The 25,239-nt window shown below is 61.9% G+C and carries 25 protein-coding genes and 2 pseudogenes; 16 read left to right on the forward strand and 11 right to left on the reverse strand.

Going from position 1 to position 25,239, the window contains the following annotated elements:
* Positions 1–28: 28 nt before the first annotated feature.
* From EL22_RS11460 to EL22_RS11480, 5 genes and pseudogenes are all read right to left on the reverse strand, one after another.
* A complete protein-coding gene (locus EL22_RS11460) occupies positions 29–529 on the reverse strand; it encodes a gamma carbonic anhydrase family protein (RefSeq protein ID WP_050051634.1) in 501 nt (166 codons plus the stop codon).
* A 97-nt stretch (positions 530–626) separates the two neighbouring features.
* On the reverse strand, positions 627–890 hold the full coding sequence (locus tag EL22_RS11465; protein WP_050051786.1) for a DUF3006 family protein: 264 nt from the start codon (positions 888–890) through the stop codon (positions 627–629).
* 56 nt (positions 891–946) lie between these two features.
* Positions 947–1,897 carry a ComEC/Rec2 family competence protein gene (locus EL22_RS11470; protein ID WP_082146761.1) on the reverse strand — a complete coding sequence of 317 codons (951 nt, stop codon included), beginning with the start codon at positions 1,895–1,897 and terminating at the stop codon, positions 947–949.
* 73 nt (positions 1,898–1,970) lie between these two features.
* On the reverse strand, positions 1,971–2,366 hold the full coding sequence (locus tag EL22_RS11475; protein ID WP_050051635.1) for an OsmC family protein: 396 nt from the start codon (positions 2,364–2,366) through the stop codon (positions 1,971–1,973).
* A gap of 144 nt (positions 2,367–2,510) precedes the next feature.
* Positions 2,511–3,237, reverse strand: a pseudogene (locus EL22_RS11480) (metal-dependent hydrolase).
* A gap of 158 nt (positions 3,238–3,395) precedes the next feature.
* On the opposite strand from EL22_RS11480, the gene EL22_RS11485 reads away from it, so the two are divergent.
* From EL22_RS11485 to EL22_RS11515, 7 genes are all read left to right on the forward strand, one after another.
* The gene (locus EL22_RS11485) at positions 3,396–3,659 is read left to right on the forward strand and encodes a hypothetical protein (RefSeq protein WP_050051636.1); all 264 of its coding nucleotides are present in this window, start codon (positions 3,396–3,398) and stop codon (positions 3,657–3,659) included.
* Between the two features lie 631 nt (positions 3,660–4,290).
* Complete coding sequence (locus EL22_RS11490; RefSeq protein WP_050051637.1) at positions 4,291–5,379, forward strand: CARDB domain-containing protein; 1,089 nt, start codon at positions 4,291–4,293, stop codon at positions 5,377–5,379.
* 39 nt (positions 5,380–5,418) lie between these two features.
* The gene (locus EL22_RS11495) at positions 5,419–6,426 is read left to right on the forward strand and encodes an AAA family ATPase (RefSeq protein WP_050051638.1); all 1,008 of its coding nucleotides are present in this window, start codon (positions 5,419–5,421) and stop codon (positions 6,424–6,426) included.
* On the forward strand, positions 6,419–6,850 hold the full coding sequence (locus tag EL22_RS11500; protein WP_050051639.1) for a hypothetical protein: 432 nt from the start codon (positions 6,419–6,421) through the stop codon (positions 6,848–6,850). The genes EL22_RS11495 and EL22_RS11500 overlap by 8 nt, the downstream gene beginning before the upstream one ends.
* 99 nt (positions 6,851–6,949) lie before the next feature.
* The gene (locus EL22_RS11505; protein ID WP_050051640.1) at positions 6,950–7,387 is read left to right on the forward strand and encodes an acyl-CoA thioesterase; all 438 of its coding nucleotides are present in this window, start codon (positions 6,950–6,952) and stop codon (positions 7,385–7,387) included.
* A gap of 113 nt (positions 7,388–7,500) precedes the next feature.
* Positions 7,501–7,809, forward strand: a complete 309-nt coding sequence (locus tag EL22_RS11510; protein WP_050051641.1) for an AbrB/MazE/SpoVT family DNA-binding domain-containing protein — start codon at positions 7,501–7,503, stop codon at positions 7,807–7,809.
* Positions 7,809–8,222 (forward strand): PIN domain-containing protein, encoded by a 414-nt coding sequence (locus tag EL22_RS11515; RefSeq protein WP_050051642.1) that lies wholly within the window; start codon positions 7,809–7,811, stop codon positions 8,220–8,222. The genes EL22_RS11510 and EL22_RS11515 overlap by 1 nt, the downstream gene beginning before the upstream one ends.
* Positions 8,223–8,242: 20 nt before the next feature.
* Here EL22_RS11515 and EL22_RS11520 read toward each other — a convergent pair whose 3' ends face one another.
* Positions 8,243–9,331, reverse strand: coding sequence for a methyltransferase domain-containing protein (locus tag EL22_RS11520; RefSeq protein ID WP_050051643.1), 1,089 nt, complete (start codon positions 9,329–9,331; stop codon positions 8,243–8,245).
* A gap of 204 nt (positions 9,332–9,535) precedes the next feature.
* On the opposite strand from EL22_RS11520, the gene EL22_RS11525 reads away from it, so the two are divergent.
* From EL22_RS11525 to EL22_RS11545, 4 genes are all read left to right on the forward strand, one after another.
* Positions 9,536–10,096, forward strand: coding sequence for a TATA-box-binding protein (locus tag EL22_RS11525; RefSeq protein WP_050051644.1), 561 nt, complete (start codon positions 9,536–9,538; stop codon positions 10,094–10,096).
* Between the two features lie 421 nt (positions 10,097–10,517).
* Entirely contained in the window at positions 10,518–10,913 is a 396-nt protein-coding gene (locus tag EL22_RS11535; RefSeq protein ID WP_156184112.1) for a hypothetical protein, read from the forward strand.
* A gap of 166 nt (positions 10,914–11,079) precedes the next feature.
* On the forward strand, positions 11,080–11,952 hold the full coding sequence (locus EL22_RS11540; protein ID WP_050051647.1) for a hypothetical protein: 873 nt from the start codon (positions 11,080–11,082) through the stop codon (positions 11,950–11,952).
* Positions 11,953–12,017: 65 nt separating this feature from the next.
* Positions 12,018–12,554, forward strand: a complete 537-nt coding sequence (locus tag EL22_RS11545) for a hypothetical protein (protein WP_050051648.1) — start codon at positions 12,018–12,020, stop codon at positions 12,552–12,554.
* A gap of 2 nt (positions 12,555–12,556) precedes the next feature.
* Here EL22_RS11545 and hisG read toward each other — a convergent pair whose 3' ends face one another.
* On the reverse strand, positions 12,557–13,411 hold the full coding sequence (gene hisG, locus EL22_RS11550) for an ATP phosphoribosyltransferase (RefSeq protein WP_050051649.1): 855 nt from the start codon (positions 13,409–13,411) through the stop codon (positions 12,557–12,559).
* Positions 13,412–13,609: 198 nt separating this feature from the next.
* Between hisG and EL22_RS11555 the strand changes: the two genes are divergently transcribed.
* Entirely contained in the window at positions 13,610–14,956 is a 1,347-nt protein-coding gene (locus EL22_RS11555; RefSeq protein ID WP_050051650.1) for an NAD(P)/FAD-dependent oxidoreductase, read from the forward strand.
* Between the two features lie 75 nt (positions 14,957–15,031).
* On the opposite strand, the gene EL22_RS11560 is transcribed toward EL22_RS11555, so the two are convergent.
* Positions 15,032–16,012 carry a stage II sporulation protein M gene (locus tag EL22_RS11560; protein ID WP_231587938.1) on the reverse strand — a complete coding sequence of 327 codons (981 nt, stop codon included), beginning with the start codon at positions 16,010–16,012 and terminating at the stop codon, positions 15,032–15,034.
* Positions 16,013–16,037: 25 nt separating this feature from the next.
* On the opposite strand from EL22_RS11560, the gene EL22_RS11565 reads away from it, so the two are divergent.
* Entirely contained in the window at positions 16,038–17,336 is a 1,299-nt protein-coding gene (locus EL22_RS11565; protein WP_050051651.1) for an amidohydrolase, read from the forward strand.
* A gap of 414 nt (positions 17,337–17,750) precedes the next feature.
* On the opposite strand, the gene nasA is transcribed toward EL22_RS11565, so the two are convergent.
* Positions 17,751–19,883 (reverse strand): assimilatory nitrate reductase NasA, encoded by a 2,133-nt coding sequence (nasA, locus tag EL22_RS11570; RefSeq protein WP_050051788.1) that lies wholly within the window; start codon positions 19,881–19,883, stop codon positions 17,751–17,753.
* 189 nt (positions 19,884–20,072) lie between these two features.
* Between nasA and EL22_RS11575 the strand changes: the two genes are divergently transcribed.
* On the forward strand, positions 20,073–21,074 hold the full coding sequence (locus EL22_RS11575; protein WP_050051652.1) for a glycosyltransferase family 4 protein: 1,002 nt from the start codon (positions 20,073–20,075) through the stop codon (positions 21,072–21,074).
* Positions 21,075–21,220: 146 nt separating this feature from the next.
* Positions 21,221–22,117, forward strand: coding sequence for a hypothetical protein (locus tag EL22_RS11580; protein ID WP_050051653.1), 897 nt, complete (start codon positions 21,221–21,223; stop codon positions 22,115–22,117).
* A gap of 340 nt (positions 22,118–22,457) precedes the next feature.
* Here the strand turns inward: EL22_RS11580 and EL22_RS11585 are convergent, their stop codons facing one another.
* Both EL22_RS11585 and EL22_RS17225 read right to left on the reverse strand, forming a co-directional pair.
* Entirely contained in the window at positions 22,458–24,260 is a 1,803-nt protein-coding gene (locus EL22_RS11585) for an ABC transporter ATP-binding protein (RefSeq protein ID WP_050051654.1), read from the reverse strand.
* 94 nt (positions 24,261–24,354) lie between these two features.
* A pseudogene (locus tag EL22_RS17225) lies at positions 24,355–24,466 on the reverse strand (IS5/IS1182 family transposase); the annotation flags it as partial.
* Positions 24,467–24,647: 181 nt separating this feature from the next.
* Between EL22_RS17225 and EL22_RS11590 the strand changes: the two are divergent.
* Entirely contained in the window at positions 24,648–25,106 is a 459-nt protein-coding gene (locus EL22_RS11590) for a universal stress protein (RefSeq protein ID WP_050051655.1), read from the forward strand.
* Positions 25,107–25,239 lie beyond the last annotated feature (133 nt).

A 25,239-nucleotide genomic window follows, 5' to 3' on the forward strand; every position in this document is an offset into this window, starting at 1 on the left:
TCGCGCGGCGGCGACACGTCGGACACTCCTACTCCAGACACTCGCTGCGCTCGGCGTGTTCCTTCGACAGGGAGACGTACCGATCGGCCGTCTCGGCGAGTCGATCGTCCTGGAGTTCGGTTTTCGGCTCGGCCGGCGATCCGGCAACGAGCGTCGACGGCGGGATCTCGGTCCCCTCCGTAACGACGCTACCCGCGGCCACAACGGCCTGCTCGCCGACGTGTGATCCGTCCAGCACCACCGCATTCATTCCGACGAGCGCACGTTCGCCGACCGTCGCGTCGTGGACGATGGCGCTGTGGCCGACCGTCGAGTAGGGCTCGAGTTCGGCATCCTCGTGGAGCACCGCGTTGTCCTGGACGTTCGCGCCCTCGCCGACGACGATAGTGCCGTGATCGCCGCGGAGGGTCGTGTTCGGCCAGACGCTGGCATCGGGTTCGATGACGACGTCGCCGATGACGACCGCCGCCTCGTCCACGTAGGCCGACTCCGCGATCTGTGGCTCCGTTCCGTCGAACGAGCGTATCATACGTGAGTCATCTCGAGACGCGGGTTTGAACCTGCCCATTCGGTCTCATCGACTCAGATTTAATCGATCCAGCGGATCCAACGGCGACACCGTCCGCTTACAGGCGCTCGGAAAGATCGTCGAACCGATCCTGCAGCCGTTCTCGTCGCTCGCGTTCGGTCTCGGGCCGGTAGGTCGCCTCGAGGATCGAGTCCTCGGTCACCTCGAGTTCGAAAACGGCCCCCTCGTGTCTACCCGCCTCGGGGAGGTCTGCGACCGGAACGGTCCGCTCTTCGCGCACCGAATCGTCTTCCTCGAGGAGCAACACCGCCGTTTCGCCGTCGACGATCCGATCGAGGACAGCAGTGTAGCGCGTCGCCATATCGGCTATCGGGCCTCCAGTGATATCAATCGACGGTCGATCGAATGCATCGACGGTCACTCTTTCAGTTCGATCAGTTCCCCGGGATCGGTCGGGGCCTCGTGTTCAGTGGTGACGGAACTCGAGTCGCCGTCGATCGTCACGACCACGTCGCCGTGGACCGCGGTCCAGTAGGTTTCGATCCCGCGGTCGTCGAAGGACTCGAGCACCTCGGCGCTCGGATGGTCGTACTGTGACGCCTGCGCGCTCGAGATCACGGCGATTTCGGGCGTCGACGCGTCGAGTTTCGGATCGGTCGAGGAGGTGGACGACCCGTGGTGGCCCGCCTGATAGATGTCGCTCTCGAGGCGGTCGCTCCACTCCTCGACCAGCCGTTGTTCGGTTCCCGCTTCCGCATCGCCGGTCGTGAGGTACGAAAACGCGCCGAACTCGATCGACAGGACGATGCTGTTCTCGTGGAGGTCGGTCCCCGAATCACCATCGGGCGGGTTCAACACCGTGGCGTTCACCTGCTCGTCCTCGAGCGGGAGTCGATCTCCCGCCACGACCTCGAACAACCGTACGTCGTGGTTCTCGACCGCGTCGAGGTAGTTCTCGTAGGTCTGGCTCGTGTGTGTGACGCCCGAATCGTAGGCCGCGCCGACGCCGCCGCCGTGCTCCTCGAAGTGGTTGATAACCGCGGCGTGGCCACCGATGTGATCGGCGTGGGCGTGTGTCGCCACCAGATGGTCGATCCGGTCGATATCTCGGGACTCGAGGGAGTCGATGACCGCCGAGCCGTCCGATCGCCAGTCGCCGGTATCGATCAGGATCGTCTCGTTTTCGGGCGTCACCAGGAGCGTCGCGTCGGCCTGCCCGACATCGAGGTGGTGGAGTTCGAGTTCTCCGTCGACGGTCGACGTGGACGGCGAGGGCTCGTCGCTCAGTTCGGGAGCAGTAGCACAGCCCGCGAGGACGAGCATCGCCGCCACAGCGACGACGAGCAACAGCCGCCTTCCGTCGATCATACCGGGCTAACGGCGCGAGCGACTATGGTCGTTATGGGCCTCGAGAAAACGATCGAAACGGCGTCGAACCCGCCTAGAACGCGTCGCCCTCGAGCGATCGATCCGCGTGGAGGTCGCCCTTGAGCGCGTCGTGGACCTTGCAGAGTTGATCCGCGCGGTCGAGGACGTCCTCGGCGGTGTCGTCGTCGACCTCGGCTTCCGCTCGAATGTCGAACCGGATCGACTCGAGTTTGTCGTCGTCGTTCAACTCGCCGCTCGTCTCGATTTCGATCCGGCCCATGTCGTCGACGCCGCGTTGCTGTCCCGCGACGCGGAGCGCGGGTACGTAACACGAGCCGTAGGCGGCCAACAGGCTCTCGAGCGTGTCCGGCGCGTCCTCGCCGGTCGAGTCGATGGTCGTCTCGAAGTCGCGGATCTCGTTCGTCGCGCTGAACCCTTCCGTCGACGTCGTGGTGACTTCCTTTGTCATTGCACTGGGACGGACAACAGCCGGGCGTGTAAACGTTATTCTCGCCCATCGAACACGTTCGACGCCGGCACAGAACTCGACGCGTCGAGACCGGCGCTCGCGTGCGATCGATGCGCGCTACGGATTCAACTCGAACGGCTCGCGCTACGGATTCAACTCGAACGGCTCGTCGGCCTCGAGCGCGTGGACCTCGGCGTCGCTTCCGGTCGCAGCGACCTCGCTTGCGAAGTCCTCGGGATCCTGTTCGATCGGCGGGAACGTATCGTAGTGCTGCGGGAAGGCGTGATCGACGTCGAGCCAGTCGACGGCGATCGCGGCCTGCATCGGTCCCATCGTGAAGTGATCGCCGATCGGGAGCGCCGCGGCGTCGGGCTCGAGATACGGCCCGATCACGTCTCGCATCTCGGTCATGAGGCCGGTGTCGCCCGCGGCGTAGAAGGTCGTCGACTCTTCGTCACTAACTTGCGTCGGCTTCGTATCGGAGATCACGAAGCACCGGGCATCCCCACGTCGTACTCGTAGTCGGTCATCACGCCGTTCGTGTGGTCCGCCCGGTGCATCGTCACGTAGCGTCGTCGCACTCGACGGTGCCGCCGATGTTCATCCCCATCCCGCCGACGGCGTCCTCGAAGCCGAACTCGTCTTCGGCGTAGGACACAAGCTCCGGCGTCGCGACGAGCGTCGCGTCCGAGAACGCGCCCGCATCCGCGATGTGGTCCGCGTGTCCGTGCGTCAACAGCACGTAATCTGGCGTCTCGAGAGCCGTGGGCTCGAGGTCGGTCTTCGGGTTGTCGAAGAACGGATCGATCAGCAGGTCCGTCTCCCCAACGGTGACGTGCCACGTCGAATGGCCGTGCCAGGTGACTTGCATAGCGTTCGGGCTATCGTCTGAGGAGAACTTAAAACCGGAGGACAGCGCTCGAACGCCGGCTCTGGCCCGCACCAGCGCGATCGACCGGTCGGTACGGCCTCCCCCGATTCGCAAGCGCGATGCCGAGGCGTTTTTTACCCCGCACTCGTAGCACGACCATGCTCACGCTGAACCTCGAGGAGTTCATGATAGAGCTGAACGAGGGATCGATCAAGAACGTCGGCGCGTCGAACAAATCGGCGACGGTCAAACTCTTCGAAGTCGAGTCCGCCGAGGCGCGCGAGTTCGGCGACAAGCGAGTCAAACTCGTCCTCGAGGACGACGACGGAAACGAAGTGCAGGTCTCGCTCTTTCCCGAACAGGTTCGAAGCCTCACGAGCGACATCGAGGAACTCGAGGAGAACTCGCCGGTTTTCGAGTGAGGGTCCGATCTCGAGCGAACGAACGGAGTTCGAACTGACGAGACCGACCCGCTTTTGGTTCGACGTAATTCCCGAATAGTGGCTCGAGAGTCAGAGAAACGGCGGTATCCGGAAGATCGAGATCGCGACCGCTGGCGGTGACCGTCGCGGACGCATTTCGACAACAGTTTTAGTCCGAACCTGCTTGGTGCGAGTAGATGGGTAACTGTATCATCTGCGGCAAGCCCGTCGAACTCAGTCCCCTCTGTCGCCGCCTCGAGGTCCGTTGTGAACGTCATCCGCTCTAAGACCCCGTCCATCTCCGCTTATCGGCTAAATTAGCGTCTGAAACGAGCGAACGCGATTCGACGAGATTTTTTCGGGTTCGATTTCCGTTCATTAGAGCGGAACAGTTTTACTGAACTTCGTCGAACACGAATTATTGTTATTAGTATGACGTTGGATGAATGTTCATTATATGAAGATTATGGCCGCGAGCGATCAGTTTCTCGCGAAACCATAACATGAGAGAACATATGGCAAACATACGGGAGCTATCACGATTCGAAGGGGCGCGATAGGGTCACCGAACGAACTCGACGTTTTACGTCCTCGGGGCCCAAAGGGGGAGTATCCAGTTGATTCAGAAGAGATGAGATCGAGACCCGAGTTCGGAACGGTCAAACGAATCGTCGCGATCCTGCTCGCGCTCGCCGTCGTCCTTGCGGCGGGCGTCGTCATCGGACAAGCACCGGCGCTGTTCGGCGTCGACGATTCGGACGCGTCGATCGAGTTCGACGATCAGGAAGGGGACGGAACCAACGTCACGGTCGAAGCCGTGTCCCTCTCGGAAGGCGGGTTCGTCGTCGTCAGCGACAGCACCGGGACGACCCTCGGCGTCTCCGACTACCTCGAGTCCGGGGAACACCGGAACGTGACCGTTAATCGAACCGCAGACGACGGCGAACTGCTCGGACAGCTGACCGCGACCGCTCACCGGGACAGCACCAACAACGAGACCTACGCGTACAACCAGACCAACGGCGAGGAGGACCAGCCCTACATCGAGGAGGGCTATCCGGTCAGCGACATCGCGTCGGTGACGATGGCCGACCGCGACGACGCGGTCGGCGATTCGTTTACCGTCGAGTCGATCGACACTCCCGCCTCGGCGACGACCACCCAGACGATCGAGGTGACCGGAGAGATCCGAAACCCGACCGACGATCTCGATCAACAGCAAGTCGACCTCCGTATCGACGGCGAAGTCCTCGAGCAGCGACTGCTCGAGCTCGAGCCGGACGAAACTCGAGACGTGACGTTCGACGTCGACACGAACGGCACCGAGCCCGGCGAGCAGACGATCGGTATCTACACCGAAGCCGACGGCGCGATCGAAACTATCGACCTCGAGTTCGACGGCACGCCGAGCGTCGAACCCACCGGCGGGAACGAGAGCACCGTCACGGCGAGCGCGACCGCCCCGGCGACGGGGTTCCTGGCGGTCGAGCAAGCTGGTGAGAACGGCCAGAGCGACCCGCTAGGAACGAGCGAGCAACTCTCGCCGGGCGACCACGAGAACATCACCGTCGAACTCGAGGAGTCCGTCGGAGCGGACGAGGAACTGGTACTGGTCCTCTACGAGGGCGATCCGAGCGAGATCGACGAGGCGACGCGGGTCGAACGCGAGGACGGAACGCCCGTCGAGAGCGAGTTCACCGTCGGCGAACTCGACGGCTAACCGACCGATTCTTACCCGTCCCGTTCGTACTCACCGGCGATGGACGCGCCGCTGTGGACCGAGACCTATGCCCCGTCGCTCGAGGAGCTGCCCCAGGACGACGCCCGCAGATACCTCCAGCGGGCGGTCGACGAGCCGATAAACCTAATCCTGCAGGGCCCGCCGGGAAGCGGGAAGACGGCGGCGGCGCGCGCGTTGGCTCGCGAGGTCTACGGCGACGACGTGGACAACGACCTGATCGAGATCAACGTCGCCGACTTCTTCGGCCGGACGAAGACCGAGATCAAGAACGATCCACGGTTCGCGGGCTTTCTGGTCGGACGATCGTCGATGTCGAAGCGGGACATGATCAATCACGTACTCAAAGAATCCGCAAGCTACGCGCCCGTATCGGGTGCGTACAAGACGATCCTGCTCGACAACGCAGAAGACGTTCGCGAGGACTTCCAACAAGCCTTGCGACGGATCATGGAGAAACACCATCGGACGACGCAGTTTATCGTCGCGACGCGCCAGCCGACGAAGCTCATTCCGCCAATCCGCTCGCGGTGTTTCCCCGTCTCCTTCCGGGCTCCGACGAGCGAAGAAACCGTCACTATCCTCGAGCACATTGTCGAGGCCGAAGGGGTCGAGTATGACGCCGACGGCCTCGAGTTCGTCGCCGGGTACGCGAACGGTAACCTCAGAAAGGCGATCTTAGCCGCCCAGACGACCGTCGAAGACGCGAGTGAACTCACGATGACCGGGGCCTACGAGACCATCGGCGAAGTCGGTCTTGCCGAGGAGATCGAGTCGATGGTCGACGACGCCGAGGCCGGCGAGTTCACCGACGCGCGAAAGACCCTTGACGACCTACTGGTCGACGACGGTCTCGATGGCGGGGAAGTCCTCGAGGAGATCCTCGCCGTCGCGCGAAAGCGGTACCACGGCGACGAACTCGCCCGAATGCACCGACTCGTCGCGGATACGGAGTTCGAGATGCAGGAGGGCTCGAGCGACCGGATTCACGTCTCGCACGTGCTCGCGGAGTTAGGACGGAATGGCTGAGGACCCATCCGAGTCCGAACACGCTGACCGCTCGGATGCAATCGATGCGTCGAACGCGAGCGACATTTCGTACACGACTCGAGCGTGGACGATCTTCCCGCTCTCACCGATGGTCGATGTCGCCCTCGAGCTCAGCGGACTCCTCGGAAATTCCGTCGGTTCGACGGTCACGATCACCCTCGGGCTCGCAATTTCCGTTGTGCTGGCGGAACTCCTGCTTCGAACCGTCGGCCCCGCAATCGTCGGTCCGCTCTGGTTCGGCGTCTTCGCGTTGGTCTGTGGAGCGCTCCTCGTCCTCGCGACTGCAGTGGTGTTCGGCTTCGAGTCCGCCCCGATGCAGTGGCCCGTCTATGCATTCTTGCTCGCCTGTAGCGCGTTCGTCGTCGGACTAACGACGCACATGCGACTCACGACGGCCCAGTGAACGATCGAACCGACTCGAGACCAAATCGAAGCGGTCTACGGCGACGGAGACCCAACGAGATCACGCACGATTATCTACCCGCAACGAGAACGCTGAGACATGACTGCGTTGCTCGAGACGTACATCGAAAACCGATTTCCCGTCCAGCCCAACCACGCGAACAACAACGGCACGCTCCACGGTGGGAACCTGATGAAGTGGCTCGACGAGGTCGGCGGCATGTCGGCGATCCGGTTCGCCGGCGAGTCCTGCGTCACCGCCCGCGTCGACGAACTCGATTTCCTCCGGCCGGTCCCGCTCGGCGAAACGGCGCTCATCGAGGCCTACGTCTACGACGCGGGGGAGACGAGCGTCAACGTCGCGCTGCGAGCCTGGCGCGAGGAGCCGCGGTCGGGCGAGACGGAGCTCACGACCGAATCGACGTTCACGTTCGTCGCGATCGACGAGGACGGAACGCCGGTACCGGTGCCGGAACTCACGGTCGAGAGCGAGAAGGGCGAGCGATTGCGAGAACGGGCGATGTCTACAGCCGAATAACGAGGAAGTGATGATCCGAATTCGTCGATAACGAAGCGGCGTGGAACGCGTATCCACCATCGCCGACGCTCGTCGACGACAGTACTAAGTAAATCTCTGCCGAAGTAATACACATGTCGAGTAATACTAACTCCAACGGTGAGGAGCGAGTCGTTTCCGTCACCGAAAAGGGACAGGCAACGATTCCAAAGCCCCTCCGAGAAAAGCACGGAATCCCGACTCCGGGTCGAGTGAAGTTCGTGGAGAACGAAGACGGAGAGATCGTCGTCCGGCCAGTCGGATCGATGCGGGAGTTTCGGGGACTCGAGCGTTCCGGCGATACCGAACGCCCAGCAACGGCAGTTCTCAGAGAGTCGAGAGAGCGAGACAGGCGAGACGCTGACGAGACCGTCGAGCAGTTTGCACCCGACGAGGACGAATAATGATCGAGACCCTCGTCTTCGATACCGAACCGCTGATCGCGTATCTCGACGACGAACCGGGTAGCGACATCGTCGAGGAGTGGATCGACCGAGTCGCTTCGGGCGAAGTAGACGGCTACATCTCACCAGTCACAAAAACCGAAGTGTTGTACGTCGGCTCTCGGATCGGGTTCCCCACCGACGCCGTCCGATCGAGTCTCGAGCGTCTCGAGGAATTAGGCGTCGACATCTACGCGCCGGGCGAGTGCTGGGAGACGGCGGCTGTTCTCAAAGAGGCTCACAACATGGCGCTTGGAGATGCTTACGCACTCGCAACTGCAGACGCTCTCGAGGGAACGCTACTGGTCGGTGCCGACGACGACTTCGACGAGATTGACGAGGGAATCGAACGGTTTCGGGACGAACCAGCCTGATTTTCACCGCAGCCGGGGCCTCACTCGAGTACCAGTACGTACCGCGTCAGCGACCGATGCACCCGCCGTTCGAAGGCCGCCTCGAGTTCCCAGCCCGCCGCTCTGGCCTCGCCGGCCCACGAGCGGTCGGCGACGATGACGGCGCTGTCGGCGACCCGGCGGGCGTCGGTCAACGCGCCTGAGACGAGGTCCTCGAGTCGGTGCGTCTCGATTTTCGACTGGCGACCGTAGGGGGCGTCGAAGACGACGCCGTCGACCGAGTCGTCGGCTAGCGGCAGACTGGTGGCGTCGCCGCGGGCCACGTGCCACGACCCGCGAGAAACCCCGGTCGGCGACTCTGCGGGATCGTCGAGGAAGTGCTCGAGGTTCGTGCGCGCGCCGCGAACCATCTTCTCCTGGGCGTCGGTCCCGACGACATCAGCGCCGACGAGGCCCGCTTCGACGAGCACGCCGCCGGTTCCACACATCGGGTCCAGCAGCCGCCTACCCTCGTGGGCGCCAGCGACGTTCGCGACAGCACGAGCCAACAGCGGGTCCATACTGCCGGGCTGGAAGAACGGTTTGTCCGTCGGCGCACGCGAGCCAAAGTCGCGGACGCTCTCGGCGGCGAGCCAGCCGAGCGTGCAGACCGAGATGCGTTCGCTCCGTGGCCTCGCACTCGAGTCACCCCGCGTCTCCGCGGCCAGTATCGGCTCGAGGGCGTCGCCCGTCTCGAGTTCCCCCACCGAAAACGCGGCGCGGAGGACGTGGTCCGGATCCTCGAGGTCCACCGAGAAGCCCCGATCGACGAGCACGCCCCCGAGGGTTCGTTCGACGTTCGCGGTGGAAACCCCGCTCGAGGCCCGGACATCGACGGCTCGAACAGCGACCGAGCCCTCGCGGTCGAGGGTCGCCGTCTCGAGCAGCGCGCGGGCGCTCTCGAGCGTGGCGTCCGTCCGACCGAGGAGTTCGCTCGCGCGATGTGTATAGGCGAGCCCGCGAACACGCTCGGGGGCGAGACCGCGCGCGACGGCGATCCCTGGGGCGATTCGATCGACGTCGGCCGCCGCGCTCGCCGCCTCCCGCCTCGCGAACCGATCGTCCTCTCCGCCCAGCTCGAGGAAGTACACGACCGTTCGTCGCTTCGGGTCGAGTATGAGCCTACCGCTTTCGACGACTCGAGCGCCGGGCGAAAAGCGGCGAATCGGAAGAGTGCACCCTCGAGACGCCACGCGACCCGATATAAAGGAAGGTGACAGTCGTCGCACAAACCGGAGAGACGGGGTGCGGGCACCAACCTTTATAAACCTTAAATACGTCTTTTTAAGCGACTTATGACGGATCCGAAGGACACCATCAATATCGAAAACGTGGTGGCGTCGACCGGCATCGGACAGGAACTCGACCTCCAGAGCGTCGCGATGGACCTCGAGGGGGCCGACTACGACCCCGAGCAGTTTCCCGGTCTCGTCTACCGAACGCAAAACCCCAAGTCCGCCGCGTTGATCTTTCGCTCGGGCAAGATCGTCTGTACCGGCGCGAAAAGCACCGACGACGTCCACGAAAGCCTTCGCATCGTCTTCGATAAACTTCGTGAACTCCAGATTCAGGTGAACGAGGATCCGGAAATCGTCGTCCAGAACATCGTTACCTCGGCCGACCTCGGGCGAAATCTCAACCTGAACGCGATCGCGATCGGTCTCGGCCTCGAGAACATCGAGTACGAACCCGAACAGTTCCCTGGACTCGTCTACCGACTCGACGATCCGGATGTCGTGGCGCTTCTGTTCGGCTCCGGCAAACTCGTCATCACCGGCGGCAAGCAACCGGTCGACGCCGAACACGCCGTCGACAGGATCGTCTCCCGCCTCGAGGACCTCGGACTGCTCGAGTAATATCGTTTTATCGCCTTCGTTCTCGGACCGTACGTGGCAGGTCTACGAGCAGGTCTCGCCGCGGTGAAGCGGGCGTTCGTTCGATACCGTTTCATCGAGTTCGAACGTTCGCGTAAGCGTACGAGACCGAGACTCCGTCGATCGACCGTACCCGATTCGATCGACCGGGCGTCGCTTCGAAGCGTCGATACGCCGATACCCTCGATCGGTTTTCGCGAAGTAATACGATATTACTCGTCCTCGAGAAGCAGCCTCAGTTCGGCGCCGAATCGTCACAGCGATAGCACCCGTTATAGCCGAGTTAGAATCGTTTACCGGGTCTAAAACGACACCAAATGGTCCAAATTAACGGCGAATCACCCAAACCCGACGAACGACCGACTCGGTTTAACAGGTCTCACAAGAGGAGCATCAGGTGCCGATGAAGATTCCGCACCCGACAGAACGGACGGATCGAGTGTCGCCCGCCGCCGCGGATTCAGGCCTCGAGACCCTCACGCTAGACGCGCTCCAGCGTATCCTGAATAGCCGTCGGCGCCGAGCGATCATCCGGTACGTCCTCGCAGCCGGCGAATCCGTTACCGTCAACCAACTCGTCAGGGCGGTCTCCGAGTCGGAAAACGATCCGACTTTCGAGACGACCTTCCTCGAGCGGTGTCAGCGAGTACACGACTCGCTCTCACAGACCCACCTCCCGACGCTCGAGGAACACGACATCGTCGAGTACGAACGCGGAGTCGGTCGCGTCTCCCCCGCCGCGCAACTGTTGTCCCTCGAGCCGTACGTCGGTACCGGATCGACCGGCGGCGAGCCGTAGGGTCGTCCCGCTGGCGCTTTCTGCAGTCACCGCCGTTTTTTATTTCTATCGACGAGACAGCGAGTCCGTAGCATCGGTATACTCGTCGTATGTGGAGGCTACTGGTTCTGAGAAAGAGGTCAGCTCGTGTATAACTAATGTCGTCTTGACTGTCTCGAAAATTGTAATGAAGCGACGGACGTTCATGATCGGTGCGGGGGGAATCGGCGCGGCAACGATGGGCAGTCTCGCGTTTGCGGGCACTGCAGCCGCCGAGGTCGAGGCGGGCCTGTTCAGCGTCGAAAACGAACACTTCGATACGAACAGCGGGCGACTGGAACGGCTCGAGTTGGCGGACGTTACCGTCTTCGCGTCGTGGGAGGGGTTTTCCCATCCCGTCGAAGCGATCGACTGGACTCTCGAGGCGACCGTGGACGGCGGTGGATTCGAATCGGTCGGAACGACGGACGTGACCTTCGACGAGCCAGACGAGTACGAGGGTGACGCCTCGAGTACGTCGATCGAACGCATCGACCTCGTCGAGGAGTTCGGGCAGGAGACTTTCGAGGTGAACGGCGACGAGTCCTACGAGGAGGACGCGACCGAACAGTTCGATGTCGAGTTCAGGGTCACCGCAACGGTCACGGACGTCGACGGAAACGCGGTCGAAGAGTCTGTCACGGGCGGATCGACCGTCGGCATCACGAACCTCGGAGCCGAGGTCAACGTCGGTGGCGAGGGTGACATCGACGGCGAGCAGGAGGTCGGAACCGAGTACGGACCCATAGAAACGATGGACGGCGTCGAGGCGTGGACCGGGCGGGACCCGTTCACCGTCGATCTCGTGAACACGAACCCCTACCCCGTGATCGCGACCGCCGAATGGATCATCTCCGACGACACGAAACACGAACTCGAGGCAGGCGAGGAGAGAACGGTGACGTCGCCGCTGCTCTCGAGCGACGAGATCCCCGTTCGCTCGAGTGCGCAATCGGAGGCCGACGCCGCAGAGACGAAAGACGAGTTCGTCGGCCTCGGCGACGTCGAGGAGGCCGACTAGGCGATGGCGACGCGTCGCGAGACGCTCGCCGGCGGCGTCGGGGCACTCGGGATACTGGTCGCCGGTTGCTCGAGCGTCTGCTGCGGTCAGAAGATGCCGACGAGGGCGGCGGGGGGTCGGATCGGAGTACCGAGGTGCAACCGGCCGATAGCGAAAGCGACGGCTCGACCGCCGATCGAGGCGGATCGGGAGCCGCGGCGATCGACTACGAGATCGAGATCGATCGGTGGAATCGGCCACGGATCGGCGATCCGATCGACCTCGAGTTCATCGTCTCGAACGACGGGAAGCGGCCGGGGGCCTACGACTACCGGGTTCGTCTCGAGCACGAAGACGGACCCCTCGGCGGAGACGAGCGTCTCTCGGGTGTACTCTCGGGCGGGAGCAAGGAGGTATTCGACCTTGAGTTCGCGCCGCCGCGTGCGGGGACCGTCGCGGTGATAGTCGACGACGAGACCGTCGACGAGTTTCGCGCTCGAGGGCGGCGAGACGGCGATGATACCGACGACGGCGACGAGAGCGAGGGCGCAAACGGCAAAATGGGCACCGTCGTCACGGGGGGCGAGGGAACGATCGTCGGAAACTCGCCGACCGCGGGGTAGCGTTACTCGACGAGGCGTTCGATTTCGGTCACCAAAATGCCGCTCGCGCCAGCGCTTTTGACTTCGGTGATTGTCTCGAATACGTCACGCTCGTCGACGACGGCGTGGACCGCGACTTTCTCGCCCTCGCCGTTGGCAACGTCCATGACGGTCGGCCCGCCGAGTCCGGGGATGACCTCGCGAACGTCCTCGAGGTCGTCCCGGGGGACGTTCATCATCAGGTAGCGCTTGCCGTCCGCAGAGAGGACCGACGAGAGCGCCGTCTGGATCTCACGGACCTTCGGGTCGTCGGCGACGTCGTCTCGAGCGAACAGGTAGACCGAACTCGAGAGGACGTCCGCGACGACGCCGAGGTTGTTCATTCTGAGGGTCGTGCCGGTGGAGGTGATATCGACGATGGCGTCGGCCATCTCGACGTGGGGCGTGAGTTCCGTCGCGCCGGTGACCTCGACGATGTCGGGTTCGATGCCGGCGTCGTTGAAGAACTCGCGGGTGACGTTCGGGAACTCGGTCGCGACGGTCTTGCCTGCCAGGTCCGCGACGGCGTCGATGTCGCCGTCTTCGGGCGAGGCGAGTACGAGCCGACAGCGGCCGAACTCGAGGTCGAGCAACTCTTCGACGCGGTCGGTCTGGGCCTCACGGACCTGATCGAGACCAGTGATACCGAGGTCGGCCGCGCCGTCGGCGACGTACTCGGGAATGTCGGCTGCGCGAGCGAACAGGATCGTCACGTCCGGATCGACCGTCTCGGCGTAGAGTTTGCGGTCGGCACCGTTTTCGATATGGAGTCCCGCCCGCTCTAGGAGATCGATCGTCGGCTCGTGCAGGCGGCCCTTGTTGGGAACGGCGATACGCATTGGGCGGATATTAGCGGTCCCGCGGGAATTGTCTTTCCTTTCGGGCGACGAGCGGGCACGGCAAGCGCCACGAGCGCCGTCGCCGGCGGTGCTCGCGCAGGCTGTGAGTTTCGCATAGGCTGTGGTTCTCGTTCTCGCGTAGGCCGTGGTTCCCACGTAGGCTGTAGACCTTTGTACGGACGCCTCGAGGAGTCACTCATGTCGAGTTCACCACGCGTCATCGTCGTCGGGGCCGGACTCGCGGGACTCGTTGCCTCGCGACACCTCGCGGCCGCCGGCGCGGACGTGACCTGCCTCGAGCGTCGCGAAACCGTCGGCGGGCGCGTTCGAACGGTCACTCGAGGCGGGTTTCGGCTCGATCGAGGGTTCCAGGTGCTTTTCACCGGCTACCCGGCAGTCCGACGAGAGCTCGACCTCGAGGCGCTCGAACTCAGGCGGTTCGCCCCCGGAGCCGTGCTCGCGGGATCGGACGGCCGTTCGACGCTCGGCGATCCGGTTCGGGATCCGACTGCGCTGCCCGCGACGCTTCGAAACGGCGACGTGACCCTTGGCGACAAGCTTCGCGTGCTCCGGCTTCGCACCGCGTTAGCGCGGCGACCCTTGGAGTTCGAGACGGTGTTCGCGGGCGGCGAGGACGACGAATCGATCGCGGAGTACCTCCGTGGGCGCGGCTTCTCCGAGCGGTTCCTCGAGAACTTCGCCGGACCGTTCTACGGCGGAATCACGCTCGACCGGTCGCTCTCGACCTCGAAACGCGTCTTCGAGTACACGTTCGCGGCGCTCGCGGCGGGGGATATCGCGGTGCCCGCGAACGGGATGGGTTCGATCACCGCTCAACTGGCCTCGAACGCGCGGCGGGCCGGGGCGACCGTCGAGACGGAGACCGCAGTCACCGCCATCGGTGAGGAGCCAAGCGCCGCTTTGGACTCCGATGAGGGCACAGCCGAAACGGAGAGTCCCGTCGCAGTCGAAGTCGCGAACGGCGGCGATCGGACCGCAGACGCCGTCGTCCTCGCTACGGATCCGAAAACGGCGCACGAGCTGACCGGACTCGAGTCGATCCCGACCGACGCGAGATCCTGCGTCACGCAGTACTATCGGCTTCCGGCGGACGTGGGCCTCGAGACGGGGTCGCGGCTATTGTTGAACACGGGAGAGCGAGGGCCGAATCACGTCGTCCCCCACAGTGACGTCGCACCGGAGTACGCGCCCGAGGGCGCGACGCTCGTGAGCGCGACCTTTCTCGGCGACCGCGAAGAGGGCGACGGAGAACTCGCGAAACTGACAAGAGAGTGCCTCGAGTCGTGGTATCGAACCCGCCGGTTTGAGGGACTCGAGCCGATCCACACTGACAGAATTTCGTTCGCGCAGTTCGCCCAGCCGCCCGGTATCCACGAAACACTTCCAGACGTTCGAGATGCGGGAGACGGCGTCTACCTCGCCGGCGAGTACACGCGCTGGTCATCGATACAGGGAGCGATGGAAAGCGGTCGGGTAGCGGCCAAGGCGGTCGTCGACGACTACCCACGAGCCACCGGTCGGTGACGGCGGAACACCGACGCGCCGACTCCCGGACGGAAAAGTAGCGTCGAAGTATCGTGGTCGAGCTTCCCGACCGTCCTAGGCAGCCTGCGTCGGGAACAGAAGTTCCGCGACCGGAATCGTCAGGTAGGCCTCGACGAACGCCGCGACCACGAGCATGAGCCAGGCGAAGACGACCAGCAGCGCCGTCCGAGTGAGATACGGTCTCGTAAACAGCGCCGGTCGCGTGCCGAGAACGCGCTCGCCCGCCCGGTAGATGAACCTGAATCCGACACCAGCGCCGACGAACAGCGCCGTCAGTTCGAAGACGCCGTGGGGGACGAGCAACGCGAGGAACAGCCCGTAGCCGACCTCCCCGCCGATGGCGACGGCGATGTTTCCGACAAGTACCCCGTTGAGCGTCATGACGAAGAACGTGAACAGACCGAGGGTCAGCGCGCCGATGATCGACGCGAGAAACGGCGGCGTGTTGTTGCGGATGAAAGAGGTGGCCGAGGTCTCGAGTGCGACGCCGCCACCGCCCCCGAGACCGCCCGGATCGACCTCAGCACCCTCTAGCTCGCCGCCCTCGAGTTCCTCCATGATGAGCTCGAGGAACAGTTGCATCAGATCGATCCCGGCGGCGGCGAGCGCGATCCCGGCCGCGATCCCGAGCGCGAAGAGGCCGCCGGAGAACCAGACGTACCGGCGGTGCTCGGCCCAGGCGGCAGAGAGTCGGCGGGCCACGGTCGGCGCCTTCGCGGATGTGAGGAGAGCCGCCCCGATCAGTCCGAGGCCGAGGAGCGTCGCACCCGCCGCAGCGCTGGCGGCGTCGGAGACGACGAACGCCGTGCCGGCCGCCAGAAACGAGGCCAGCGCGAGGAGCGAGAGCAACGCGCTCCAGTTTCTGACCGCGTGGGGCGAGGAGAGGTGGCGACCGTCGCCGTCGTCGCGTTCGGGACCGTTCATGGATCGACGTTCGGGGAAATGACTGTTAAAGCCGCCGACTGGACGACGGCCGAGCGGGCACCGCTCGCCGACGACGACCGCGACGGCGCTCGAACCGATCGACAGCCTCACACTCGCGGACGAGAAAGGCGGGACGATGACGACGCTCGAGATCACCGGCGGGGCGGTGCTGGGTCCCGACGCGACGGTCGAACGCGCCGACGTACTGGTCGATCAGGATGCGGGAACGATCCTCGAGATCGGATCCGAACTCGAGGGGATGGCCGACGAGACCCTCGATGCCGCGGGCTCGCTCGTAACGCCCGGCTTCGTCAACGGCCACACGCACGTCGCGATGACCCTCCTTCGCGGGTACGCCGACGACAAGCCGCTCGAGGCGTGGCTCCGGGAGGACATCTGGCCCGCGGAGGGCGCGATGGCGCCCGAGGACATCCGCGCCGGCGCGGAACTCGGGATCCTCGAGATGATCAAAGGCGGGACGACGGCATTCGCGGACATGTACTTCGAGGTCCCCGAAATCGTCGCCGCGGTCGAGGAATCTGGCGTTCGGGCCGTGCTCGGCCACGGAATCGTCACCGTCGGCAAGGACGGCGACGCGGCACGCGCGGACGCCGCGGAAAGTCTCGCCGTCGCCGAGGAGTTCGACGGCGCCGCCGGCGGACGGGTTTCGACGGTGTTCGCGCCCCACTCGCTGACGACCGTCGGCGCGTCGTACCTCGAGGAGTTCGTCCCGAAAGCGCGCGACGCGGGGGTTCCGATCCACTACCACGCGAACGAGACCGAAGACGAGGTCACACCGATCGTCGACGAGCACGAGGTGCGTCCGCTCGAGTACGCCGCCGAACGCGGTCTGCTCGAGGCCGAGGACTTCGTCGCACACGGCGTCCACGTCGACAAACGGGAGATCGAACTGCTCGCCGAGGCCGGCACGAGCGTGATCCACTGTCCGGCCTCGAACATGAAACTGGCCAGCGGCATAGCACCGGTCCAGCGCCTGCTCGACGCGGGCGTTACCGTCGGCCTCGGCACGGACGGGGCGGCCTCGAACAACGATCTCTCGATGCTCGACGAAGCGCGGGACGCAGCGATGCTCGGCAAACTCGCCGCGTCGGACGCGAGTGCCGTCGCGGCCGAATCGGTCGTGAAAATGCTCACGGCGGGAAGCGCGGACGCGCTCGGTATCGAGTCGGGCCGTCTCGAACCCGGGGCTCCGGCCGACCTCGCGGTGATCGACCTCGAGAAGCCACACCTCGTGCCGGCCCACGACCTCGTGAGCCACCTCGCGTACGCCGCCGAAGCGGGCGACGTGCGACACACGATCTGTGACGGGGCGGTTCTCATGGCCGACCGTGAGGTCCGGACGCTCGACGAACCGCGCGTTCTCGAGCGCGCTCGCGAGGGCGCGGCCGCGCTTTCGGATCGGACCGAGCAGTGAGTCAGTCACGAATTGTAACGGCGAACCGCCGAGGTCCGAGGTGATTCGGAACGACCGATAGAAATCGGTCGATAAACGATCGGGGCGGAATTCGATCCGTTTGAACGATCAAAAGTAGCCTGAACCGACACGAAGGTTTATTTAAACTCGCTGATTTTTTAAACTGGGTGTGGCTCGGGACAGGCGGTTCGGGAAGAACTGTTCGCCACATCACCTGACCGGCCGACGGAATCGCCCGAATCGACCGGGCACAGCGTGTCAGAGGCACCGCCTTCCGTCGCCGGCAGCGCCAACGGTCGAGAATTCGATGCGTCCAGTCGTCTCCCGCGGGAGACGGCCACGTTTCTATTCAGGCGTCAGTATTCGACGTCGTGATTCGAACGCCAGTTCAGCCGTAACGGTTCGAAGCACCGGTTAGGCCGTGACTTCCTCGAGCGTGATCGCCGTCGAACCGGTCGGGGCCTCGAGGCGCACAGCACACTGCTTGAAGTTCGGCTCTTTGGACCGAGGATCGACGGCCGGAATCGTGAGATCATTCACGTCCGGGTGGTGGATCGGAAGCCAGACGACACCGTCGGGAATCGTCTCGTCGACCTCGAGTCGAGCGAGTATCGACGCCCGACGGGAGGTGATGCGACCGTACCGGTCGTCCTCCGGTCCCTCGAGTTCGGCCGCCAGCGCCGCGGCGGTTCCGGCGCTGACTCGTGCCGTCGGCGGGCCGTCGTCGCGGGTTCGAACCCCGGTGTTGTACGCGTCCGGCTGGCGCGCGGTGGTCAGCGTCAGCGGATAGTTCTCGTCCGGTGGCTCCGGCAGGCCGGTCCCACCGCCCGCCGAGAAGTTGGCACGACCGCTCGGCGTCGGAAACGACCAGCGCTCGCTCCCATTGCTCTCGAGATTCTCGCATTCGGCCTCCTCGCACCCGTCGGTCGCCGAATCATCGTAATAGCGGTAGCCACCGACGGCCTCGCGTGTCGGTGCCGGCCAGCGAACCGCTCGCTCGTCCTCGAGGCGATCGTAATCGATTCCAGAGCAGTCCGCGAGCGTCCCCGCGGTGAGCCCGGCAAATTCGTCGAAGATCGACGCCGGGTCCGGCGACCGATCGAGCAGCCCCGGCGCGAGACGCGTCGCGAGTTCGGCGATCAATTCGAGGTCGGTCTTGACGCCCGGGGGCGTCTCCGTCGCCGCCCGCACCCGCGAGACGGTTCGTTCCATGTTCATCGCCGTCCCCTCCGATTCGCCCCACGTCGCGGCCGGGAGCACGACGTCCGCATACTCGATCGTCTCGCTGTGGAAGGCGTCCTGTACGACGAGGAACGTTTCCTCGAGCCGTCTTCGAACCCGCGTCGCGTCGGGCATTCCCACGGCGGGATTGGTCGCGACGGCGTAGACGGCCTCGTCCTCGACTGCCTCGAGGATGCCGACCGGGCCGGGACCCGGATCGTCGGGCAGCGTTTCGACCGGCACGCCCCACTCGTCGGCGACTTCGGCTCGGTGGGCCGGATCGTCGAACGGCCGGTGGCCGGGCCAGGTCCCTTTCGAGGAACAGACGCGAGTTCCCATCGAGTTCGCCTGCCCCGTCAACGAGAACGGGCCCATTCCGGGGCCGAGGTTGCCGGTCGACAGACAGAGGTCGATCAAAGCGGCCGCGGTCTGGGTCCCGTCGACGCTCTGGTTGACGCCCATGCCCCAGTAAATCAGGGTGTCGCGCTCGAGCGCGGCCGCGATCCGGTCGACGGTGTCGAGGGAGACGCCCGCCGCGGCGGCCGCCGACTCGGCGTCGGGGAGTCTCGCTCGTAGCGTGTCGAAGCCGGTCGTCGCGTCGGCGACAAAGGACTCGTCGATCCGATCAGTCTCGACGAGGCGCGCGAGGACGGCTCGAGCCAACTCGAGGTCGCCGCCTGGGTCGGGCGCGACGTGCGCGTCGGCGACTTCGGCCGTTTCGCTCTCGATCGGATCGACGACGAGCAGTTCGCAGTCGTCCTCGGTTGCGGACTGGCGGATCCAGCGGAACAGCACCGGGTGTGCTGCCGCGGGATTCGCCCCCCAGACCAGGTGGGTCTCGGCCTGGGGGATATCGTCGTAGGTCGGCGGCGGCGCGTCGCTCCCGAAGGCGTCGTAGTAGGCGGTGACCGCGCTCGCCATGCAGAGCGTCGTGTTCGCGTCGTAATAGCGCGTTCCGAAGCCGCCACGTGCGAGTTTGCCGAGCGCGTAGGCCGCTTCGTTGGTCTGCTGGCCGCTTCCGAGCACGGCAACGCGATCCGAGCCGCCCTCGAGAGCCGTTCCGAGTCCCTCGGCGGCGCGCTCGAGGGCGGTCTCCCACGTCGTGGGGACGAGCTCGCCGTCGCGTCGGACGAGCGGGCGCGTGAGCCACTCGCCGTCGGGATCCGCCGTTTCGCTCACGCCGCGTTGACAGGCCAGTCCCTGATTGACCGGGTGAGCGGCGTCGCCGCGAACGACATCTAACCCGTACCCCGTTTCGACGGCTCGCTGGACGTGCCCGCAGCCGACCGCACACCGCATACACGTGGTAGGGACGTGCTCGGTCACGGTCGACACCACCCACCGTGCGAAAAACGACACATCCGAGAGTTACAGACGCACCATAACTTCGCATATTCGTTCGAAACCATTTCACAATTGCACGATATCGTTCAAGGTTCCCACATACTAAATCATACTCATTTAGAAAAACCATATTCCTACCGACTTCGTGGAGATTCGCTCGATGTATTTCGAGTGACGCTCCAGCAAGACCTCACAGAGAATAAGACCAGTAAGATCTCGAAACTTCGATCAATTCAGAGCCACCTCAAAGCCACGGGCGCTCCCGTTGTGATTGATTCGATTGGGATCAACCTGCTCATTATTTCAAAACTTGCTTCTCGGTACGGAAATGATGTGTACCTGCGTCCGAGAGGCGGTTTCTGGGGAGAATTCAAAGACCGTTATCAGGGGGGGACAACGTTTCAGGATTCTCTCCATGTTTCGAGGATCAGGCATATTCGTGACCGAGTCGTTGGCGAGGCGGATCACATTATCCCCGTCTCCCACTTTCATAAGACCCAGATCAAATACACGTATCCGACAATCGATAAGCCAATAACCCCCATTTACGAACCCTACAACGAGGAGTCAATTGCTCAGGCCACGTCGAACGACTCTCTCAGAGAGGATTGGGGGATCGGATCAGAAAGTCCATTGCTCCTTTCTATAACAGGGTTCAATTACCGCTCGAAAGGAACGGGAGTCGTCGACTTTGCACGGGGCATCAACACCGTATTGTCTGAATGGGAAGATAGCTACTACGTCGTAGCCGGCGGCGGGCAATACAGGGAAGAGATTGAGGAGAAGTTCCGTGGGCAGATTGATCCCGATGTATATGACCGCGTACTCTTCCCCGGATTCCTCTCACCGATCGCCCCAGTATATGCCGCCGCAGATATATACCTACACCTATCCTTCCGCGATACATTAGGGTTAACTGTAATCGAGGCTCAGCGGTCTGGACTTCCGGTCGTCGTAAACACTGGCGGCGGGATGCCAGAGGTTATTAACACGAGTTCGGAGGGCAATGGTGTTGTTCGGACGAACTCCGAACTCGAGGATCACCTGATGGCGCTGGTAGCCGATAAATCGAGGCAAGAGGCCACAGGTGAGGAGAACGAAGAATGGGCGCAAGCCTGCTTCCACCCGGCCAAGATAGCCGCTGACTTCGAAGACGTATTGCTGACTAGCTGATCAGCACTCTAAGCACGACAGAACTCTGGGTCAGATATGTCTCTGTCAGTAGACTCCAGCAACCCACATTGAATTGAAGAGGTGTTCTGATAAGATACGCTAATAACCCAAAACACTTCTAACAGTTCCGCTCACACACTGATAGTATGTTACAGAAGTTTCAAGTAGCATTTTCTAATCCTGAGTTAGTGGCAATGAAGATGTTGAAATACTACCGCCACCACATTCGGAACAAGGAGTACACGTATGTGATGGAGGAAGATTGGGATACCCTCGTTATCTTAGATGGTTGTCGGTACGATCTTTTCGAGGAAACCGATAGTATTTTTGGGAAACTTTCAGCGAGAATATCTGCCGGTTCATGCACACGCGTCTGGCTGGATAAGAACTTCCCGGACACGTACCCCGATACCGTGCTAATGTCGGCGAACCCCCAGACACAGATGCACGAGGTAGAAGCGAAATTCCACCACTGTGAGCGTCTCTACGAGTCCTGCTGGGACGACGATCTCCGTACTGTCCCACCTGCGCCAGCAGTCGACCGTGTCCTTGAGATTGCCGAAGAATACCCAGAAAAACGGCTTCTGGTCCACTTGGTGCAACCACACTTCCCCTTTATTGGTGAGACAGGCCAGCAGATCCAGCAGCGAGGGTTTACCGACGAGGGGAGGCAAGGAAAGAAGACGGACGGAGGGGGCGAGCTGCACGTCTGGGAGCAACTCAAGCGTGGTGCAGTCGACAAGGACACTGTCTGGGCTGCATACCGCGAGAATCTCGAACTGGCCCTTTCCGAAGTGAGTCGGATTATCGAGGAAGTCGAAGGAAAAACAGTACTCACGTCGGACCATGGAAACGCAGCAGGAGAGTGGCGGACGTACGGCCACCCCTGCGGCCGGTACCATCCTTCGATCGTGACGGTTCCGTGGTCCGAGTCAGAATTTGATTCCCGTAGAACGGTCACCGAGGGAAAAATGACGATGGATCAAGCAACTACAAACGATGTTACACAACGACTAGAGGATCTTGGCTACGTTCAGTCTTGATACCTACGTAGCGGGCCATTCACTCCATTATACCTAAGAAGAGCGGTTATGCGAAATTTTTCTATGACACGCTAAGCAGTACAAAAACGATGTGGTCCCCGATCTTGGAGGTGGAATTACTGTGCTGGACAGGCTCCCCGGGATGTGTTCCTGATCTCTGACTCCAGATTGGATACCGACGCGAAAGGCTTGAAATGGTCGGTATGCGGTTTAAGCCAATAAATTCTATCACACCGCTACTATGAGTACTAATCTGAACTGCTCCCTATGAGGGTGCGTCAATCACACTGTCTCGATCTGCCGCAGGGGGTTTCTGTAGGACTAATGAAAACGGCTACGATTACCCACGCGACTGAATCGCATACAAATCCGCATACTGTCCACCGCTATCGATCAACTCACTGTGCGTTCCGGTCTCGATGATCTCGCCACCCTCAACTGTATAGATCCGGTCGGCGTTCTCGACCGTTGATAGTCGATGGGCGATCGCGATCATCGCGTAGTCCCGTTCCATCTTCTCGATCGCCGCCTGGACCTCCTGTTCGAGGGTCGAGTCCAGGTCGCTCGTCGCCTCGTCGAGGACTAGCAGATCGGCGTCCTGCAATAGCGCTCGCGCCAACGCAACCCGCTGTTTCTGGCCGCCTGACAGCCGCACGCCGTCGTCACCGAGCATCGTGTCGTAGCCGTCCGGCAGCTCGTCGAAGAACTCATTGATTTTCGAGATCGAACAGGCGCGATCGATTTCCGCTTGTGAGGCGTCCCGGTTCCCGATTGTGAGATTGTACTCGAGCGTGTCGTTGAAGATGAACGGGTCCTGTCGGACGACGGCGATTCGTTCCCGCCACTCGTCAATGTCCAATTCCTGGATGGAAACACCGTTGGCCCGAATCTCGCCCTCGTCGAGCTCGTATAATCTCGCGAGCACCGAGATAATCGTTGACTTGCCGGCACCTGACTGGCCGACGAACGCGACGAATTCACCCTTCTCTATCTCGAAATTGATTCCCCGTAGTACCCGCTCCTCCTCGTTGTACGAGAAGTGGACGTTGTCGAATTCCATGTGATCGACAACATCGGGAACCCCCTGTGTCGGATCGTTTGGCTCCTCTCGCGACTGGAGTTCTGTGATGAACTGTTGGGTTCGGACAAGGTGCGGGAGATCGTTCTCGACGCTATAGAGCAGGTTGTTCACACTACTCACCTGGGGACCGAGCTGGAACATCGCAAAGAGGAAGATACCAAGCGAACCGAAGGAGAGATTAGCGAACGTCAACGCGAGATAGATGAGGACGAATACGGAGACAGCGACGCCGAGATTGTAGAAGTTGTTGATCGCCGCTTCGTTGCGACGAAGGGTGATACGTGCGCTCGTGAACTGATCGATCGCGTCGAGGAAGTCCTGTCGAAGTTCACCGGCCAGTCCGAAGACCCGAACGTCACGAATTCCCTGCGTCCCGGCCTGGGCGGCTTCCTGTCTCCGCTCGTTGGCATCAGCTACGATGTCACCAACCGCGTAGCCCGGTTCAACGACCCGTCGGAGGAATACAGTCAGGAACCCTAAGACGGTAACTGCAAATACGGTCAGCAATGGCGAAATGACTACTGCAATGAGTAGATAGACCGAAGAGAGAAAGAGTTTTTCGAGTAGTTTGATGACGCGTTGGATGACTCTCCCTGCGTAGTTGGTCTGTGTGACGATTGCGTTCAGAATATCGTCGGAACCCTCTTCGTCGAAGTAGTTGACGCGGGCATCGAGAGCGCTGTCGTACGCGCGAATTTGTAAGTCGCGAATATAGTACGTCCGGAGGGCCTCCCGGAACCATGCAACGACGAAGCTCGTCGTGTACCGAACAGTCATTACGGCTGCGACGCCGACGACGACGTAGCCCAGTGTGAACGGGATCCCGAGCGTTGCGTAGGCCGTTACGAACACCCCCATGAGTCCATCCGCTTCGGCCGTCGGATCGTTGGCTTGGACGATCTCGATGATCGGGAGAATAAAGCTAAGACCGACGCCCTCAAGGACGGCCGCTGCGAGACCGAGGATGATGATTAGAAGCGTGAACTTTGGGTTGAAACGCGCGACATCGAGCAGTGCATCGATCTTCTCTCGTCTCGTAACTTCGTCTGGTTCTGTCGACATAGAGCGATTAGTTACGTAACGATCATCAACCGTGTGTTATAATTTCGTCGGTGTCATGGTGAGGTAGTAATCTCAGGTCCTGGGCTTACCCTGGGTGCTTGATCAGCGGTCTAAAGCCCTTTTTCCCTCAGTTTCTCACGTAATTGCTGCCAGCCGAGCTGCGTGTCGTGACGTTTCTCGGTCGTACAGTGAACGTCGATAACAGCTTATGACTCTACCGATTCCCGCGGATTAGTGGATGTGGAAAAACCCAATACTAAAGAATATGATAACAGTAAATGCCAATATTTGTTTCCCTCAATCAAACAACGCACTTTCCCCTTCGCCAATTATACTCTCTCTGATTACGACAATAGATTCTTGTAGAACCAGTTCATGGGTCGCCGTATGCAACGTGGACTGATAATTGCGGAAGACACAAAGGAAGGGCGGAAACTACTTACTGAGGCGGCTGCGACAGCCCGTGGTAGCAATTGTGGATTGGTAATTTTATCCATTATCCGGCCCGAGTCATTCGAAGCTGACGTCGAAAATTTGGAGGCAATCGGTGATGTCGAAGACACTCACTATGACGAAACCAACATCTTGGATGCCGAGCGAAGTTCCGTTCAGTCTATAGTCGCCGAGACTCTTGATGAGGAGGACTTAGAAATCACTTACCGCGTCGTCGTTGCACCGAAAGACGACCATGTCGAGACGGTCCTTCGAATCAGTCGTGAAACTGGATGTGATCATCTGTTCACATGCGGAAATCAGCGATCTCCAACCGGAAAAGCAATCTTCGGGGATAGCACGCAGCAGCTTCTTCTCGAGTTTCCTGGTCCTGTGACAGTGGCGCTCAACTGATCAACTATACCAGATCCTCTCATACGGATGAGCGAATCAGAGCAAGTCTCTCCAATCTCATCAATGATGTTTTCGAAAAGCATCTGGGTCCATTGAGGGTACCGGTAGCGTTATTATGCTCTACTGATACAGT

Source organism: Halostagnicola sp. A56, assembly GCF_000691505.1.
Taxonomy (GTDB): domain Archaea; phylum Halobacteriota; class Halobacteria; order Halobacteriales; family Natrialbaceae; genus Halostagnicola.